This is a genomic window from uncultured Roseovarius sp., assembly GCF_947489715.1.
Lineage (GTDB): Bacteria > Pseudomonadota > Alphaproteobacteria > Rhodobacterales > Rhodobacteraceae > Roseovarius.
Genome location: NZ_CANLER010000016.1, coordinates 1 through 13,159 on the forward strand (window position 1 = coordinate 1; position 13,159 = coordinate 13,159).

The 13,159-nt window shown below is 55.0% G+C and carries 15 protein-coding genes; 11 read left to right on the forward strand and 4 right to left on the reverse strand.

Annotated features, from left to right (window positions below):
• Positions 1–327: 327 nt before the first annotated feature.
• From Q1B27_RS23355 to Q1B27_RS24580, 3 genes are all read left to right on the forward strand, one after another.
• Positions 328–1,254 (forward strand): hypothetical protein, encoded by a 927-nt coding sequence (locus Q1B27_RS23355; RefSeq protein WP_299852175.1) that lies wholly within the window; start codon positions 328–330, stop codon positions 1,252–1,254.
• Between the two features lie 138 nt (positions 1,255–1,392).
• Positions 1,393–2,232, forward strand: a complete 840-nt coding sequence (locus tag Q1B27_RS23360; protein WP_299852178.1) for a methyltransferase domain-containing protein — start codon at positions 1,393–1,395, stop codon at positions 2,230–2,232.
• A gap of 219 nt (positions 2,233–2,451) precedes the next feature.
• Positions 2,452–2,823 (forward strand): VOC family protein, encoded by a 372-nt coding sequence (locus tag Q1B27_RS24580; protein WP_367181387.1) that lies wholly within the window; start codon positions 2,452–2,454, stop codon positions 2,821–2,823.
• 293 nt (positions 2,824–3,116) lie between these two features.
• Here the strand turns inward: Q1B27_RS24580 and Q1B27_RS23365 are convergent, their stop codons facing one another.
• Entirely contained in the window at positions 3,117–3,596 is a 480-nt protein-coding gene (locus tag Q1B27_RS23365) for an ester cyclase (RefSeq protein WP_299852181.1), read from the reverse strand.
• A gap of 117 nt (positions 3,597–3,713) precedes the next feature.
• Between Q1B27_RS23365 and Q1B27_RS23370 the strand changes: the two genes are divergently transcribed.
• The 3 genes from Q1B27_RS23370 (at position 3,714) to Q1B27_RS23380 (ending at position 6,284) form a co-directional block, all read left to right on the forward strand.
• On the forward strand, positions 3,714–4,595 hold the full coding sequence (locus Q1B27_RS23370) for a LysR family transcriptional regulator (protein WP_299852184.1): 882 nt from the start codon (positions 3,714–3,716) through the stop codon (positions 4,593–4,595).
• A 202-nt stretch (positions 4,596–4,797) separates the two neighbouring features.
• Entirely contained in the window at positions 4,798–5,337 is a 540-nt protein-coding gene (locus tag Q1B27_RS23375) for a GNAT family N-acetyltransferase (RefSeq protein ID WP_299852187.1), read from the forward strand.
• Positions 5,338–5,429: 92 nt separating this feature from the next.
• Complete coding sequence (locus Q1B27_RS23380; protein WP_299852190.1) at positions 5,430–6,284, forward strand: LysR substrate-binding domain-containing protein; 855 nt, start codon at positions 5,430–5,432, stop codon at positions 6,282–6,284.
• Between the two features lie 71 nt (positions 6,285–6,355).
• On the opposite strand, the gene Q1B27_RS23385 is transcribed toward Q1B27_RS23380, so the two are convergent.
• Positions 6,356–6,922, reverse strand: coding sequence for a carboxymuconolactone decarboxylase family protein (locus Q1B27_RS23385; RefSeq protein WP_299852192.1), 567 nt, complete (start codon positions 6,920–6,922; stop codon positions 6,356–6,358).
• 260 nt (positions 6,923–7,182) lie between these two features.
• Positions 7,183–7,755, reverse strand: a complete 573-nt coding sequence (locus Q1B27_RS23390; protein ID WP_299852194.1) for a TetR/AcrR family transcriptional regulator — start codon at positions 7,753–7,755, stop codon at positions 7,183–7,185.
• A gap of 421 nt (positions 7,756–8,176) precedes the next feature.
• On the opposite strand from Q1B27_RS23390, the gene Q1B27_RS23395 reads away from it, so the two are divergent.
• From Q1B27_RS23395 to Q1B27_RS23410, 4 genes are all read left to right on the forward strand, one after another.
• Entirely contained in the window at positions 8,177–8,641 is a 465-nt protein-coding gene (locus Q1B27_RS23395) for a nuclear transport factor 2 family protein (RefSeq protein WP_299852325.1), read from the forward strand.
• A 197-nt stretch (positions 8,642–8,838) separates the two neighbouring features.
• On the forward strand, positions 8,839–9,696 hold the full coding sequence (locus Q1B27_RS23400; protein ID WP_299852197.1) for a cysteine hydrolase: 858 nt from the start codon (positions 8,839–8,841) through the stop codon (positions 9,694–9,696).
• Positions 9,697–9,733: 37 nt separating this feature from the next.
• Positions 9,734–10,243 carry a YHS domain-containing (seleno)protein gene (locus Q1B27_RS23405; RefSeq protein WP_299852200.1) on the forward strand — a complete coding sequence of 170 codons (510 nt, stop codon included), beginning with the start codon at positions 9,734–9,736 and terminating at the stop codon, positions 10,241–10,243.
• A 71-nt stretch (positions 10,244–10,314) separates the two neighbouring features.
• On the forward strand, positions 10,315–10,821 hold the full coding sequence (locus Q1B27_RS23410) for a hypothetical protein (protein WP_299852203.1): 507 nt from the start codon (positions 10,315–10,317) through the stop codon (positions 10,819–10,821).
• 203 nt (positions 10,822–11,024) lie between these two features.
• On the opposite strand, the gene Q1B27_RS23415 is transcribed toward Q1B27_RS23410, so the two are convergent.
• Positions 11,025–11,888, reverse strand: a complete 864-nt coding sequence (locus Q1B27_RS23415; RefSeq protein ID WP_299852206.1) for an NmrA family NAD(P)-binding protein — start codon at positions 11,886–11,888, stop codon at positions 11,025–11,027.
• An 89-nt stretch (positions 11,889–11,977) separates the two neighbouring features.
• On the opposite strand from Q1B27_RS23415, the gene Q1B27_RS23420 reads away from it, so the two are divergent.
• Entirely contained in the window at positions 11,978–12,898 is a 921-nt protein-coding gene (locus Q1B27_RS23420) for a LysR family transcriptional regulator (RefSeq protein ID WP_299852209.1), read from the forward strand.
• The last annotated feature ends 261 nt before the right edge of the window (positions 12,899–13,159 follow it).

The window sequence follows — 13,159 nt, forward strand, 5'->3', positions numbered from 1 at the left end:
TCGATTGGGCCTTTCTGTCGTTCACCCAGGCTTTGACGGACATTCGTGCAGTATGCAGCATTTGTCAAAGTGGGCTCGGTGCCGTCACCGGAGCGGGCGCAGCATCTAATCTTTAGTCCCAAAAGCTTCTATGAAGACGGCCCAGAGCCGACATCCGCCAAGCAATTCGATGCAGCATTAGAGGCTCCTCAGAGCGGTCATTCGTGCTTTGTGCAGCATTTTTAAACCCTAGGGTTTGCGGTTACATTTGCGGATTTCCGACTGGTCATGACGGAAAAGCCCATACGAAAATTGAAATCGACTGGCAGATTGCAATCGGAGAAGTGAATGCCGTCAGTCGTAATTGGCCTCATCTGGGCCATCGCTTTCGTAGTTTTGGAGTCCGTTCAGTTCGTCTATTTCGGCGGATTGTTTCAGCATGTGAACTCCTTTCTATTCGGTTTTTGCGTGCTCGGATTGACCTCTGCTTTCTTTATCGGCATGGCTTGGTTGCGAACGCCAGAGCAGGTCCGATTGGCATTTCAAAACCTGGGCCTGCTGCTCAAGGTCAATGCCACGGCGGCTTTCGCATGGATTGCATTTCTGGGCTCGGTACAATTGATTGAACCGGCCATCGCATACACGATTGGCGCAGGCGTCATGCCGATAACTGCTTTCCTCCTGCATCGCTTTGGCTGGCCGGAGGGCGAAGCGATGCGCAACAAGACAGAGCTCTATGGAAACGTTATCGTGGCCTGCGCCATTCTTCTTCTGTGCGTGATAACTCTGGCGGACCTTTCAGGCTTTGTGAGAGGTGGCGCTGGAACGGCCATCCTGGGCGTAGCGTTTGCAATTGCGGATGGCGTGTTGTTTACGATGTTGCTCGCCTATTGTCAGCGAATGGATCGTTCCGGCGTAGGGCCCGGCGCGGTGTTTGGTCTCAGGTTTCCACTTTATGTCCTGACGGCTGGCTTGTTTGCCTTCGCCACTATGACGCCAGCCGACCTGCCGACAGCGCCAACATTGATAACTGCGATTGTGGTGGGGACCGCCCTGATCGTACCTCCACTTTATGCCTTGCAAAGAGCGGTCGCGCTGATCCCGACAATGACGTTGAGCGCCATTACGGCAACGGGTCCATTTGTGATTTTCGCACTCCAGATCGCAGAGGGACGCGTTGCGCAGTCGGGCATAACCCTGTTTGGGCTTTGTCTTTACTTTACCGGTGCCATCGTCGCGGCGACAGGCGCGGTGAAGGCAACGATTGAAAGCTGAAGGTTAGGATCTGAATATTCCACGAACCGCGACCGAAATGCGCAGGTTCTTCGGGAAAAGCCAGCGTGCCTTCTACAAGTGTAATGGAATCTGTGGTGGTTGCGCGCCATCGCTTAGCAATGCTGGAGAATGAAACTCATGAATGATGAAATGTCAGACACGTCCGAATACATCCATGGCAGTTCGCTTGAAGAACAGCATAGGTTGTCCTTGCTCAATGAGATCCTGAATGAGTCATGTCTGAGGGAGCTCAACCTCCAGCCTGGAGAGAAAGTCTTGGATATTGGCAGCGGGCTTGGTCAGTTCACGCGCCTGATGGCGCAGGCTGTTGGGGGTCAGGCGGATGTCGTCGGGATCGAGCGAGATTCAGGTCAAATTACGCAGGCGCGCAAACTGGCGGAACGTTCGGGTGAGGCTGGCCTTGTTGAGTTCCGTGAGGGTGATGCCGCGGAGGTGCCGCTGCGTAGTTCAGAATGGGGATCATTCGACGTAGCCCATGCGCGGTTTCTGTTGGAGCATGTGTCTCAACCTGAGTTGGTCGTGAAACAGATGGCGCGCTCGGTGCGAGCAGGCGGTCGGGTTTTTATTTGCGACGATGACCATGGAGATTTTCGCCCCTGGCCAGAACCCCCGGGATTCCCAGCTATCTGGCAGGCCTATGTTGGGACGTTCGAGACGCTTGGTAATGATCCATATGTCGGCCGCAAGCTTGTTTCCTTGCTCGTGGAGGCCGGGCTGACCCCTGTTCGAAACGGTGGCGTGTTTTTTGGAGGCTGTGCCGGCGATGACAGGTTTGACGCCACCGCCAACAATCTGATCGCGGCGTTTCTCGGGGCCAAGGATGCAATGCTGTCTGGCGACTTGTTAGATGAAAAAACGTTCAACACCGCCATTAGCGGGCTAGTGCGATGGAAGTCAGGGGCTTCCTCTGCCCTGTGGTATTCAGCGTGTTTCGCTGAAGGGATGGCGCCGAAGTAGAGATTTGGCTTTGCCTCGCGTTTGAGCCAAAAGGCTGGGCGCGGCCCATAAGAGACTCTGAATAAGCACTTACGACGTCGCGGTCCCCCCGTCATTCCGGACATTCACCGCACACATGAATATCTCGGTTTGGTCTTCAGCATTTGAATTGCGTTCCGTGAGGCAGTGTTGACATCGGCGAGCTTTAAACGCGAAGCTCAAGCTACTAGGAGGATACACATGGCGAAGCCACTCGAATGCTCGGCCGTTTACCCAACCCTCGCGGTACCCAGTGTTCCAGAAGCGTGCAATTGGTATGTAGAACGCTTGGGTTTCAAAATAAGGTTTCTCTGGGGCGACCCACCTGCGCACGGCGCTATAATGCTTGGCGAGGCTTGCGTTCACTTTTGGCAGGGTGAGCCGCAACTTGGAGCGAATTGGTTCTATTTCGATATCGGAAACTTGGATGAAATGCACAACCGCGCAAAGGCGAATGGGGTAACAATCACACGGGGACCCGAGACTTATTCTTGGGGTATGCGGGAATTCAACGCCGTCGATCTGAATGGGTACAACATCAGATTTGGACAACACGCGGGAATTGTTGACTGAGGACGGCCCAAAGCCGACCGCATGGTTGTTGAATGCTACGGCCGCAGCCCGCAATGCGGACATTGGCGTGCAGAGTCAGCTGAATGGTCTTTGCGATGACCGGGACGCGGATGGTTACGATGAGCCTGAAATCCTCCGCTACGCAATCAACCTATTCTGTTCCATGGGTGCTGATGGCAGACAAGTAGCTTGCCTTTCTCGAAAGCCGCCCTTGGCGCTCGACGCAGCATTTTGTTGTTGTTTGACAGAATGGCCAGTCAGGATTGGTTTCTCCTGACTGACCTCTGGAGCTACTACTGCGCGCTCAATTGGCGCAGAGCGCCTGCCCAATCTTCGACGTGATACGTCCGGACAACCTTTCCGTCCTCTAGGGTGTGAATGTCGATACTCATGATTTCGAAGCCCTTACCGTTGCCATCGACACCAAACAAGGGGCCTGCAGGGGTGCCCGTCGCCCGACCTCTTACAATCACGCGGTCTTCGCCCTGGATCATTTCTTCGACGGCCCAGTTCAGATCCGGGATCAGCTGTGCAAAGCCACCCATTTGGCCAATCAACTCAGAACCCGATTTGGTTTTGCCAGAATAGTCGCCGATGCTTTGCCAATCATCCGCGATCACTTCATTGAACGCAGCAGCATGACTTTCGGACGCCGGATTGCTCAAGAAATCATAGAAAACCTGTACCGTCGTTTTGTCATCTGCCAAGGCAGCTCCCGACAACGGCCAGGCAAGAATTGTAAGTCCTAGGGCCAGTACTTTGAATATCTTCATTTTGGGTCTCCTTTCGATTGCAGGCCACGGCGAGTGACCCTTACGGAGAAACTAGACCCAAGCAGATAAATCAATAAGGTGGTACAAATCAGTTTCACTGTTCTGGAAAATTGAATTATGCTGGAGCAACTTCGCCAGATCGCGATATTTGCTAAGACGGTTGATCACGGATCTTTTCGTGCGGCAGCAAAAGCGCTTCGCCTTTCTCCATCTGTCGTTAGCCATCACATCACTCAGCTTGAGGAGCAACTCGGTGTTGCGCTTCTCTATCGGTCGACCCGCAAGCTGTCTCTGACACGTGATGGTGAAAGGTTGATTGGCGCAGCGCGGTCAATGATTGACGCCGCAGAAACCGGTCTGAACGCTGTCTCAAACTTAGCACCGCAACCCTCTGGTGAACTTCGTGTCACGGCGCCTGCTGTCTTGGCACAATCGATCATCGTTGAACGGATCGCAGAATTCTCGATTGCCTATCCCGGTGTGCGACTAAGTCTAGATTTCTCGGACCTACGGCGAGAAGTCATCGGGGGTGGCATTGATGTTGCACTTCGCATGGGGTGGCTTGAGGACAGCGCACTCAAGGCAAGAAAACTATTTGATGTCGAACGCCGGCTCGTCGCGACGCAGTCTTACCTGAATACACGACCGAACCCGATATCGCCCAAGGACATTGAAGACTGGGACTGGTTGGAACTCGCGCAAGTAAAGTCGGCGATGGAATTCAGACGACAGGAAAAGCGTCCGATCACTCTGAAGCCATCTCCGCGCCTCAGTGTGAATGATGCACATGCGCTTTATCATTTGGCGCGCTCAGGAGCTGGATTGGCGATTGTTCCGGAGTTTCTTGCTCAGCAAGACGCCGACGCTGGTTTTATGCGGTACGTCCTACCCGATTGGAACGTCGATTCCGTGGGCGTATTTGCGGTCTGGCCTCCCAATGCTCCCAAAGAGGGATTGAGCTCATTGTTCGTCAAACATCTCGCAGACGTTTCTCCGTGATGGATTGAAAAATTGTCTGGCGCTAAGGATTTGATAAACAATTCTTCACGCCGAGCGCCAGAGGCTCAATGCGGCCATCTGCCGTGGCCTCTTCACACTGCGATGCTTCCCATCTATTTCGGACTTCCGCTGCATGTGAGAAGTCAGTCAGATGCTTTAGAATCGATGGAAGCAGAGCGCGCCCGTCGCGGGAGAGAAGAATTTGGACTTTTCGGCAGAATACGAGGCACACGTCGAGGCGATCGCCGACCTTTTCACGGCGACCTTCACCAACTCGGAGGGCTCAGAGGAAGGCGCGCTGATCGGTGAACTGGCACGCCGCCTGATGGCGGAGACACCGTTGCAGGATATCCGGGTTTTCACCGTCTGGAACGATAACGAGTTGGGTGGCGCAATCATCTTTTCGCGGCTCACATTCAAGGGTGACAGCAGCTCGGTGTTCGTCCTCGGCCCCGTAGCGGTGGCAACCGAGCATCAGCGCCAACACATTGGGCAGAGATTGATTGCCCATGGCCTCCAGGGGCTTCGGCAGGAAGGCGTCGATCTCGCGGTGACTTACGGCAATCCGAGCTTCTACAGACGCGTTGGCTTCTCGGTTATCACCGAAGACGACGTGCCTGCACCTTTTTCCTTGCAGCATCCTGAAGGCTGGTTGGGTCAGTCGCTGAACAATACGCCGCTGACGCCGCTAAAGGGGCCATCACGCTGCGTTCAGGCCTTCAACGATCCAGCCTTCTGGTAGCTGCCTATCTCGCGGCCCACAGCCGACATTGGTCGCGATGTTCCGATGCTGCAATTGCAGCCAGCGTTGCCGACAATCACTGCAGACGCAAAATGGCAGGGCCGCCGAGGGCGGCGCGCAATCTCAACATGTCACCGCCAGCGGTGACGCGAACGATCTCGATGCTGGAAGATCAACTTGGCGTGCGATTGTTTGTCCGCACCACGCGGTCGGTCATGCTGACGGATAGCGGTCGCAGATTTCTGGAGGACGCCAAACGCATTCTCCTTGATCTGGAGGAAGCCGAACGAGCGGCTGTCGGATCTTATGCGGAGCCCAAGGGCATGCTCAACATTACCGCGTCGGTGCTGTTTGGTCGGATGTTCATTACTCCTTTACTGGCTGAATTCCTTAACCAATACCCGCAACTTCGGGCCCGAACACTTTATGTGGATCGTATCGTCAACCTCATTGACGAAGGCGTGGATGTCGGCATCAGGATTGGTCACCTTCAGGATTCCAGCCTGATGGCGGTTCGGTGCGGCAGTATCCGGCAGATCGTTTTCGCATCCCCTGATTATCTGGAAAAAGAGGGTGAACCCGAAACACCGAAAGACCTTGAGGCGCATACGATCATCAACTCCACAGCTCTTTGTCCATCAGGGCATTGGGACTTTCATACTCAAGGCAAGCCGCAGGAAATCCGTGTTGAGCCGCGTGTCAGCATGAACACCAATGATGCGGTTATCGAAATGGCGCTTCAGGGCCAGGGACTGGCCCGGCTGCTCTCTTACCAGGTGGCGCCACATGTGGCGGCGGGCAGCCTAAGAACGGTGCTGACATCTTTTGAACCACCCCCAAGCCCCATACATCTCGTACATCAGGAAGGGCAAATGGTGTCGGCCAAGGTCCGGGCCTTTGTCGATTCTGCGGCAAAGCGCCTGAAACAGGATGCGCATCTCGAATAGATACTTGGTCATCACTTAGTTAACGGCGGCCTCGTTTCGACGCGGTACGAGGCCGCCAATTCTGACCTTACTCAGGCGGCTTTCGCCATATCGGGCGCCCAGTCATTTGGCGCGAATGCGTCATCGAGCGGTGTGCCTGCAATATGGTTGGTGTAATTGGACATGACCTTCAGCGCAGTACCTAGGATCACTTCCAGCACGGTCTGCTGCGTGTAGCCGGCTGTCAGGAAGGCGTCGAGTTGTGCTTCGGTCGGCCAGCCGCGGCTTTCGGTTACCGCGATGGAAAACTTGCGCAGTGCCTCGAGTTTGGCATCGGCAATCGGCGTATCGGTGCGCAACGCTTCGATCACATCAGCGGGTACGTTCGCCATCTGCGAAATCGTCGTATGCGCGGCCATGCAGTAGGTGCAGCCATTCAGGCGGTTATTGGTCATGAGAATGATCTGACGTTCGGTCTCGGTCAGTTCCGTTTTGCCTAGAATTCCAGCCAGCGACATGTACCCCTCAAGCAGGGCGGGCGCTTCGGCCATATTGCCCAGAAGGTTGGGAACGAAACCGTAAGCGCTCTCTGCTCCTTCAAGAAGCGGTTTGGCGGCTGCAGGTGCCGTGTCGATGCTGTGCGTGGTGAAATCGGTCATGTCAGGTCTCCATTGGATTTGAGCGATTGGTCCACGTTACTTAGGTAGGTTTACCGATCGGTCAATACTCTGCTGGAAAATACTTGACTGCCAGTTACTTGTGCAGGACCTGGCGCCGGATTGTGCGATGACCGTCACTGATATCCGGGGGCAGCGTGCCACCATCGTTACAGGGGACGCGTAAACTCTGGCGATGAACGCGTTCGGCGACATGGTTCGGCGCAGTGTGGTCGCGTCGGCCGGTCGGTTTTGGTTTTCGGCTATTCCGCCGCTGGCATATGCGCATTGATCAGGACACGCGCGGTCTTCTTAGCGTCTCTCGCCGCCTCTAGGCCGCGACCCAATACTGCCATCACGATCGCCCCCTCTTTCAGAACAAGGATCTGCTGGGCGAGTTGCTCGGGCTGCAACGCGCCAGCCGCCTTACATAGTCCAGTGAAATGCTCAGCCAAAAGGCGTTTATGTTCCGTCGACTGGGCGTGAATGGGGTCGTCATGTTCCTGGAATTCGGCGCTTGCCTTGATGAACATGCAGCCGCGGAATTCACGCATAGAAAACCACTCTTCCAGTGCATCGAAGATCGCCAGCAGTTTTTTTTCGGGCGCATCGGACAACTCGTCGATACGTCGAAAAAACCAGTTGCGGAAATTCTCGTCGCGCAGCCTGAGTACGGCGAGGATCAAATCCTCTTTGGTGCGGAAGTGCTTGTAGATCGATGTTTTTGAGACGCCGGTTTCCTTGGCGATCATATCCATTCCAGTGGCGTGAAAGCCATTGCGATAGAATGTGCCGAGCGCTTTGCGAACGAGTTCGTCCCGTTTTGTCTGCTGCATGATTCGCCTCAATGGTTGACTGATCGGTTTTAGCCTTTGCTGGCGAATACCTCAAGAAAATTCGGCCATGCACCTAATAACACACGTAAAATTTACCGTCCGTTATGGTCCGTTTCACTCGAACAAAAAACACGGTTGACAGGGTTAACAGATTTGTACACCCTTTGGGTATTGACCGAACGGTTAACTCTAGATCCACCTTTCAAGGATTGCCCGCATGACACATCCCCGAAGCCCCATGGCTCCTGATGCAGAGGCTCCTCCCACCTCAGCTGCAGCCATTTCCCTGACTGCTGGGGCTTTCGTGCATGCGCGGGCAGAGATCGGAAACGACGACCGTCCGGTTAAAACCGCGCCCCGGCCCTGTCCTCCTCCCTGCCACGTTGGCCGGGGCGCCTTACCCCAAAGAGAAAGAGCAGACATCTCCCGACCCCCGCTCCCCCCATTCACTCAGGAAACCGCAACCCAGAAAGTTCGCATGGCCGAAGATGGCTGGAATTCCAAGGCACCGGAAAAGGTTGCTTTGGCCTACACGCCCGACAGCATCTGGCGGAACCGCGCCGAGTTCCTCACCGGACGTGAGGCAGTCGTCAAATTTCTCACCGCGAAATGGGCCCGCGAATTTGACTACAGGCTCATCAAGGAGCTTTGGGCCTTTGAAGGCAACCGCATCGCCGTGCGCTTTGCCTACGAATGGCACAACAAAGACGGAAACTGGTTCCGCTCCTACGGGAACGAAAACTGGGAGTTTGCCGAAGACGGCCTGATGCAGCGGCGTATCGCGTCGATAAATGATTTGCCGATCACCGAAGCGGACCGGCTGATGCACTGGCCTGACGGGCCAAGGCCCGCGGATCACCCAGGCCTGACCGAACTGGGGCTGTAAGGCACCGGATCGAAAACCGAATTCCGGTGCGGCATGTGCTGCGCCGGTCCCCGAGGAAAGTGGATGTTCCCAGTCCCCACACGGCGCCCTGTTCGCCGTGAACAGGACAGACGTGCCAACAGGTGCAGGGAACAGACCACCGACCTGGCTGCGCACACTGGACTGCGCCGTCTAAACCAAAACAAAGGAGACCAGAAATGAAAACCAAACACGATCATGATTGTAGCTGCGGCATTGACCACGAATATGTCGATCAAGCCCGTCGTCGCGTCCTGGCGGGCGCAGCAGGTGCTGCCGCCGCAGGAGCCGTAGCAATTACCGGACAGAGTGCCGTGGCCGCCACCGACGAAGCCCGCGCGCTCTACGCTGATCCGGAAAATCCGGGTTTGCCACAGATCGACATGACGATTGATCCGGAACGCACCGCCCTTGTGGTCACCGACCCGCAAATTGACTTCTTGTCGGAAGACGGCGTGACCTGGGGCGTGGTCGGCGAAAGCGTGACGGAACAAGGCACGGTCGACAATATCGAGCGGCTCTTCGTCGCCGCCAAGGCGGCCGGCATGCCGGTCTTCATTTCGCCGCACTACTACTACCCGCATGACCACAAGTGGAACTTCGAGGGCACGCTCGAGGCCACGATGCACGGTATTGGCATGTTCGACCGCCCCGGGCCGCTGAACCTCGACAATTTCGACGGCTCCGGCGCCGACTGGATGCCGCAATACAAGAAGTACATCGAGGATGGCGAAACCATCGTCTGCTCTCCCCACAAGGTCTACAGCCCGGCGCAGAACGACCTGAACCTGCAGCTCAGGAAGCGCGGGATCGACAAGGTGATCCTAGCCGGTATGTCCGCGAACCTGTGCACCCAGGCGCATCTCTATGACCTGCTCGAGCTTGGCTACGAAGTTGCCGTCGTGCGGGACGCCACTGCCGGGGCGAAAGTGCCCGAGGGCGATGGCTATCTCGCCGCCATCATCAATTTCCGAATGGTCGCGAATGGCGTCTGGTGGACGGATGATGCCGTCAAGCGGATCGCAGCGGGTGCCTAGACGCCCAACCCAACAACCCTCAATTATGGAGTTTCCAATGAACGCAACATTTATCAAAACCGTCCGCACCTGGACCACCATTCTCGTACTGTCCTCAGCGGCAATCCTTCACCACGCATCTCAGGTTTTTGCCGCAGACGAGTATAACGTCGTCAACGGCCTCACCTTGAACGGCAATTCACTGGGCATGCACGGTATCGACCCGGTGTCGATGTTCGAAGGAGACGCGCCCGAAATCGGCGATGCGACTCATACCTCAACACGTGACGGCGTGGACTACTACTTTGCCTCTGCCGAAGCCAAGGCCCGTTTCGAGGCGTCGCCCGAGGCCTTTCTGCCCCAGTTCGGTGGCTTCTGTGCTTTCGGCGTGTATGTCGGCAAAAAGCTCGATGGTGATGTTCGCTATGCGGATATCGCGGATGGCAAACTCTATCTCTTCGTCAACGCGACCATATTCGAGAAATACCTCGAGGATAAGGAGACGGTGATCGCTGGTGCTTTTGGCAATTGGCCAGGTATCCGCACGACACCAGTTGAAGATCTCTGACCAAAATCGAATTGCGTGATCCTGTTCCGACAAGGGTCACGCTCTCGTCCGCTCAAACGAAAGGAAACACTATGACTATCGAAGCCATCTTTGGCCTTCAGCTTGGGTTCAGCCTACTGGTCCTGGCCCTGATTGCCCGCGCCTATGTCGCACCTTGGCTGTCAACGCTTCCACTTCACTCGGCTCTGGCTGTGCTTGTGATCCCGCACATGTTCAGACACATCGGGATGAGTTTTCAGGTTCCAGGGCTCGTTGGCGCCGACATCCCTGGGGATTTCGCAGCGGCCGCTGCCTATGGAGACCTGGCAAGCGCAGCATTGGCAGTCATTGCATTTCTTCTTTTGCGCGCGCGAGTAACCGTTGCCATCGCGCTAGTTTGGGTTCTCAATCTGGTAGGCTTCTTTGATCTGTTGAACGCTTTGCGACAGGCAGAGGTAATCCCGCAACTTGGTGTGACATGGTACATTCCGACATTCATCGTGCCAGTATTGCTTGTGACTCACGTGATGATGTTCGTTTTGCTCACACAAACGTTGCGCGGAGCTCGAAACTGCAAGCAGCCGGTTCCGATCCAATGAACTCGGTCTAGCGGTTTCGGCAATAATCAGTATGTTGCTGAAACCATTAGAAGATCCACCTGACTGCGTCGTGAACGATACGAAGGCGTAGATCCGGACTCGGACATAACTCTAGCCGACTTTATTGACGATTTATTGGCTTGGATAAACGGGCGAAACGACCCCGCTGGGCGATGCCAGCGGAGCCTCCCGTTCTCGCTAGCCTATGCGACCAGTTTCTCGACAAAGCTTGCCAAATCGACGCTGGCTTTTCTGGCATTCGGATCCAAAAATTCGATGCGTCCATTGTTTATGTTCTCATGCATTTCCGCCATGGTTTCGGCCGATTGCAGAGAAAGTCCGCTTTGCTTGAACGTGTCGACCCAGGCTTCCTGTGGTACTGGAACCGGGGTGATGTGACGGCCCAGCGATTTTGAAAGCGCCGCAGCAATGTCTTCGGCGGAATACTGTTCTGCACCTTTGAGCTCTATCACACGGTGTTGAATGAAAGGTGGGTTGATCAGTGCATCAGCCACCGTCAATCCAATATCCTTTGTTGAAACCATGTCGATCTTGAAGTCGAGCGGTTGGATCATGCTGGGATAGACGCCATCCTGAAGCACTGCGGGCATCAAGTCCTTGATATTCTCAAGGAAGTAGGCGGGCCGAACGGCACTGAGGGGAATACCCGCTGCAACGAACAGCCTCTCCATATGTCCGATTGTGGAAATAGGGCCAACCCTGTCACTATGCTGTGCGCCGACCGACGACAGGATGACAGCATGAGGCAGGCGCGCTGCCTGTGCGGCGGCCACAATGGCATCAGCGCGCTTCAGACTGTCGCCGAGAAAGTCGTCATTCGTGAGGTCGGGTGGGAGCAAGAAGTACGCTCCAATGGCGCCTTGCAATGCTTGGGCCATGGCATCCGTGTCCATGATCTCTGCGACAGCTACCTCAGCTCCCCTTGCTTTCCATGGGTCGCCCTTTTCTTCAGAGCGTACGATGACCCGAACCGGTTGACCCTGGTCGATGAGAGTTTGAGCGACAATGGACCCTGTGTTTCCGGTTGCTCCTGAAACGACAAACATGATGACTTCTCCTTGGTTGATTTGCATTCGATGAACCAAACCTAGAAGGAAGAGTTGAATAAATATAATGCATGTTTAATATCTAATGCATGCATAAAGTGAATGTATCCAGCATTGATCTCAATCTCCTGAAAGCACTCGATGCCTTGTTGGAAACGGAGAGTGTGACCAAAGCTGCAGAGCTCTCTAACCTCTCGCAACCCGCCATGAGCCGGGCGCTAAATCGCCTCCAACATGTTGTAAGGGATCCGCTGCTTGTTCGTTCCGGCCGGGGAATGGTCTTGACACCACGTGGAGAAGCTCTTCGCAATCCGGTCCGCGATGCATTGGCTCAAGTATCGATTGTATTCAAGCCGCAGGTTTTTGATCCGTCCAGGGCACAAGAACGGTTTCGTATTATGGCCCCTGATTATGTAGCTCAAATGATCATGCCAAATGTGCTTGGTCAGGTCTTCAAACTGGCGCCAGGTATTCAGATCGACATGGAGAACCTTTCGGCCACCGGTATCTCGGAGTTGTGTGACGGAGAAATGTCACTCGGCTTCGGCGTGGTGGATGACGGACCGACTCTGTACAATGTTGCAGCTCAGGCGCTGTTTGATGATCGCCAGGTTTGTCTTGTACGCAAGGGACATCCACTCCTCGATAACGGTATCACGCTCGAGAACTATGCGGCCGCTTCGCATGCCTTACTGAGCATCACTGGAAGAGGCGGTGGCCGGATAGACGACGTTTTGAAAGAGCTGGGTCTGACGCGTAGGATTGCCCTAAGACTTACTCAGTTTATGACCATTAGCGCAGCAATTGCGCCAACAGATTTGATCATCACAGTGCCCGAACTCCTCGCCAGGCAAGTGATGACAGATGCGCTGCGTATGGCGCCCTTGCCCAAAGAGCTCCAAACCCCTTCCTTTACTGTCTCGCAGATTTGGCACGAACGCTATACGCAGGACCCAGCACACCAATGGTTGAGGCGTCTGATCAAGTCGGCATGTCTGGAATTTCGATAAATTGAGTTGCGCCTCAAAGCTGACATGCAATCAATTCAACAAATTACCGCTTTTTCCGCGCCTCGATAGTCGATCCTGACTGCAGCTAAAGGACGGTTTGCTTTTCGCGCTTCGTGGCGAGTTTGAAGGGCCACTTTGGTGACTTGCGCTGCATCGCGACAATTGAAGTGCTGCACTGCAAAAAAATGCTGCGTCAGCGAAGCACAAAAACTGAATGTCGGAAAAGTCCGCACTTCGTCAGTTTTACCCGCTACGGTGAAC

Coding starts and splice junctions, on each gene's coding strand:
- Q1B27_RS23420 (WP_299852209.1), top strand. CDS start 11,978: ATGCATAAAGTGAATGTATCCAGCATTGATCTCAATCTCCTGAAAGCA.
- Q1B27_RS23390 (WP_299852194.1), bottom strand. CDS start 7,755: ATGCAGCAGACAAAACGGGACGAACTCGTTCGCAAAGCGCTCGGCACA.
- Q1B27_RS23370 (WP_299852184.1), top strand. CDS start 3,714: ATGCTGGAGCAACTTCGCCAGATCGCGATATTTGCTAAGACGGTTGAT.
- Q1B27_RS23355 (WP_299852175.1), top strand. CDS start 328: ATGCCGTCAGTCGTAATTGGCCTCATCTGGGCCATCGCTTTCGTAGTT.
- Q1B27_RS23415 (WP_299852206.1), bottom strand. CDS start 11,888: ATGTTTGTCGTTTCAGGAGCAACCGGAAACACAGGGTCCATTGTCGCT.
- Q1B27_RS23365 (WP_299852181.1), bottom strand. CDS start 3,596: ATGAAGATATTCAAAGTACTGGCCCTAGGACTTACAATTCTTGCCTGG.
- Q1B27_RS24580 (WP_367181387.1), top strand. CDS start 2,452: ATGGCGAAGCCACTCGAATGCTCGGCCGTTTACCCAACCCTCGCGGTA.
- Q1B27_RS23405 (WP_299852200.1), top strand. CDS start 9,734: ATGAACGCAACATTTATCAAAACCGTCCGCACCTGGACCACCATTCTC.
- Q1B27_RS23360 (WP_299852178.1), top strand. CDS start 1,393: ATGAATGATGAAATGTCAGACACGTCCGAATACATCCATGGCAGTTCG.
- Q1B27_RS23380 (WP_299852190.1), top strand. CDS start 5,430: ATGGCAGGGCCGCCGAGGGCGGCGCGCAATCTCAACATGTCACCGCCA.
- Q1B27_RS23410 (WP_299852203.1), top strand. CDS start 10,315: ATGACTATCGAAGCCATCTTTGGCCTTCAGCTTGGGTTCAGCCTACTG.
- Q1B27_RS23400 (WP_299852197.1), top strand. CDS start 8,839: ATGAAAACCAAACACGATCATGATTGTAGCTGCGGCATTGACCACGAA.
- Q1B27_RS23385 (WP_299852192.1), bottom strand. CDS start 6,922: ATGACCGATTTCACCACGCACAGCATCGACACGGCACCTGCAGCCGCC.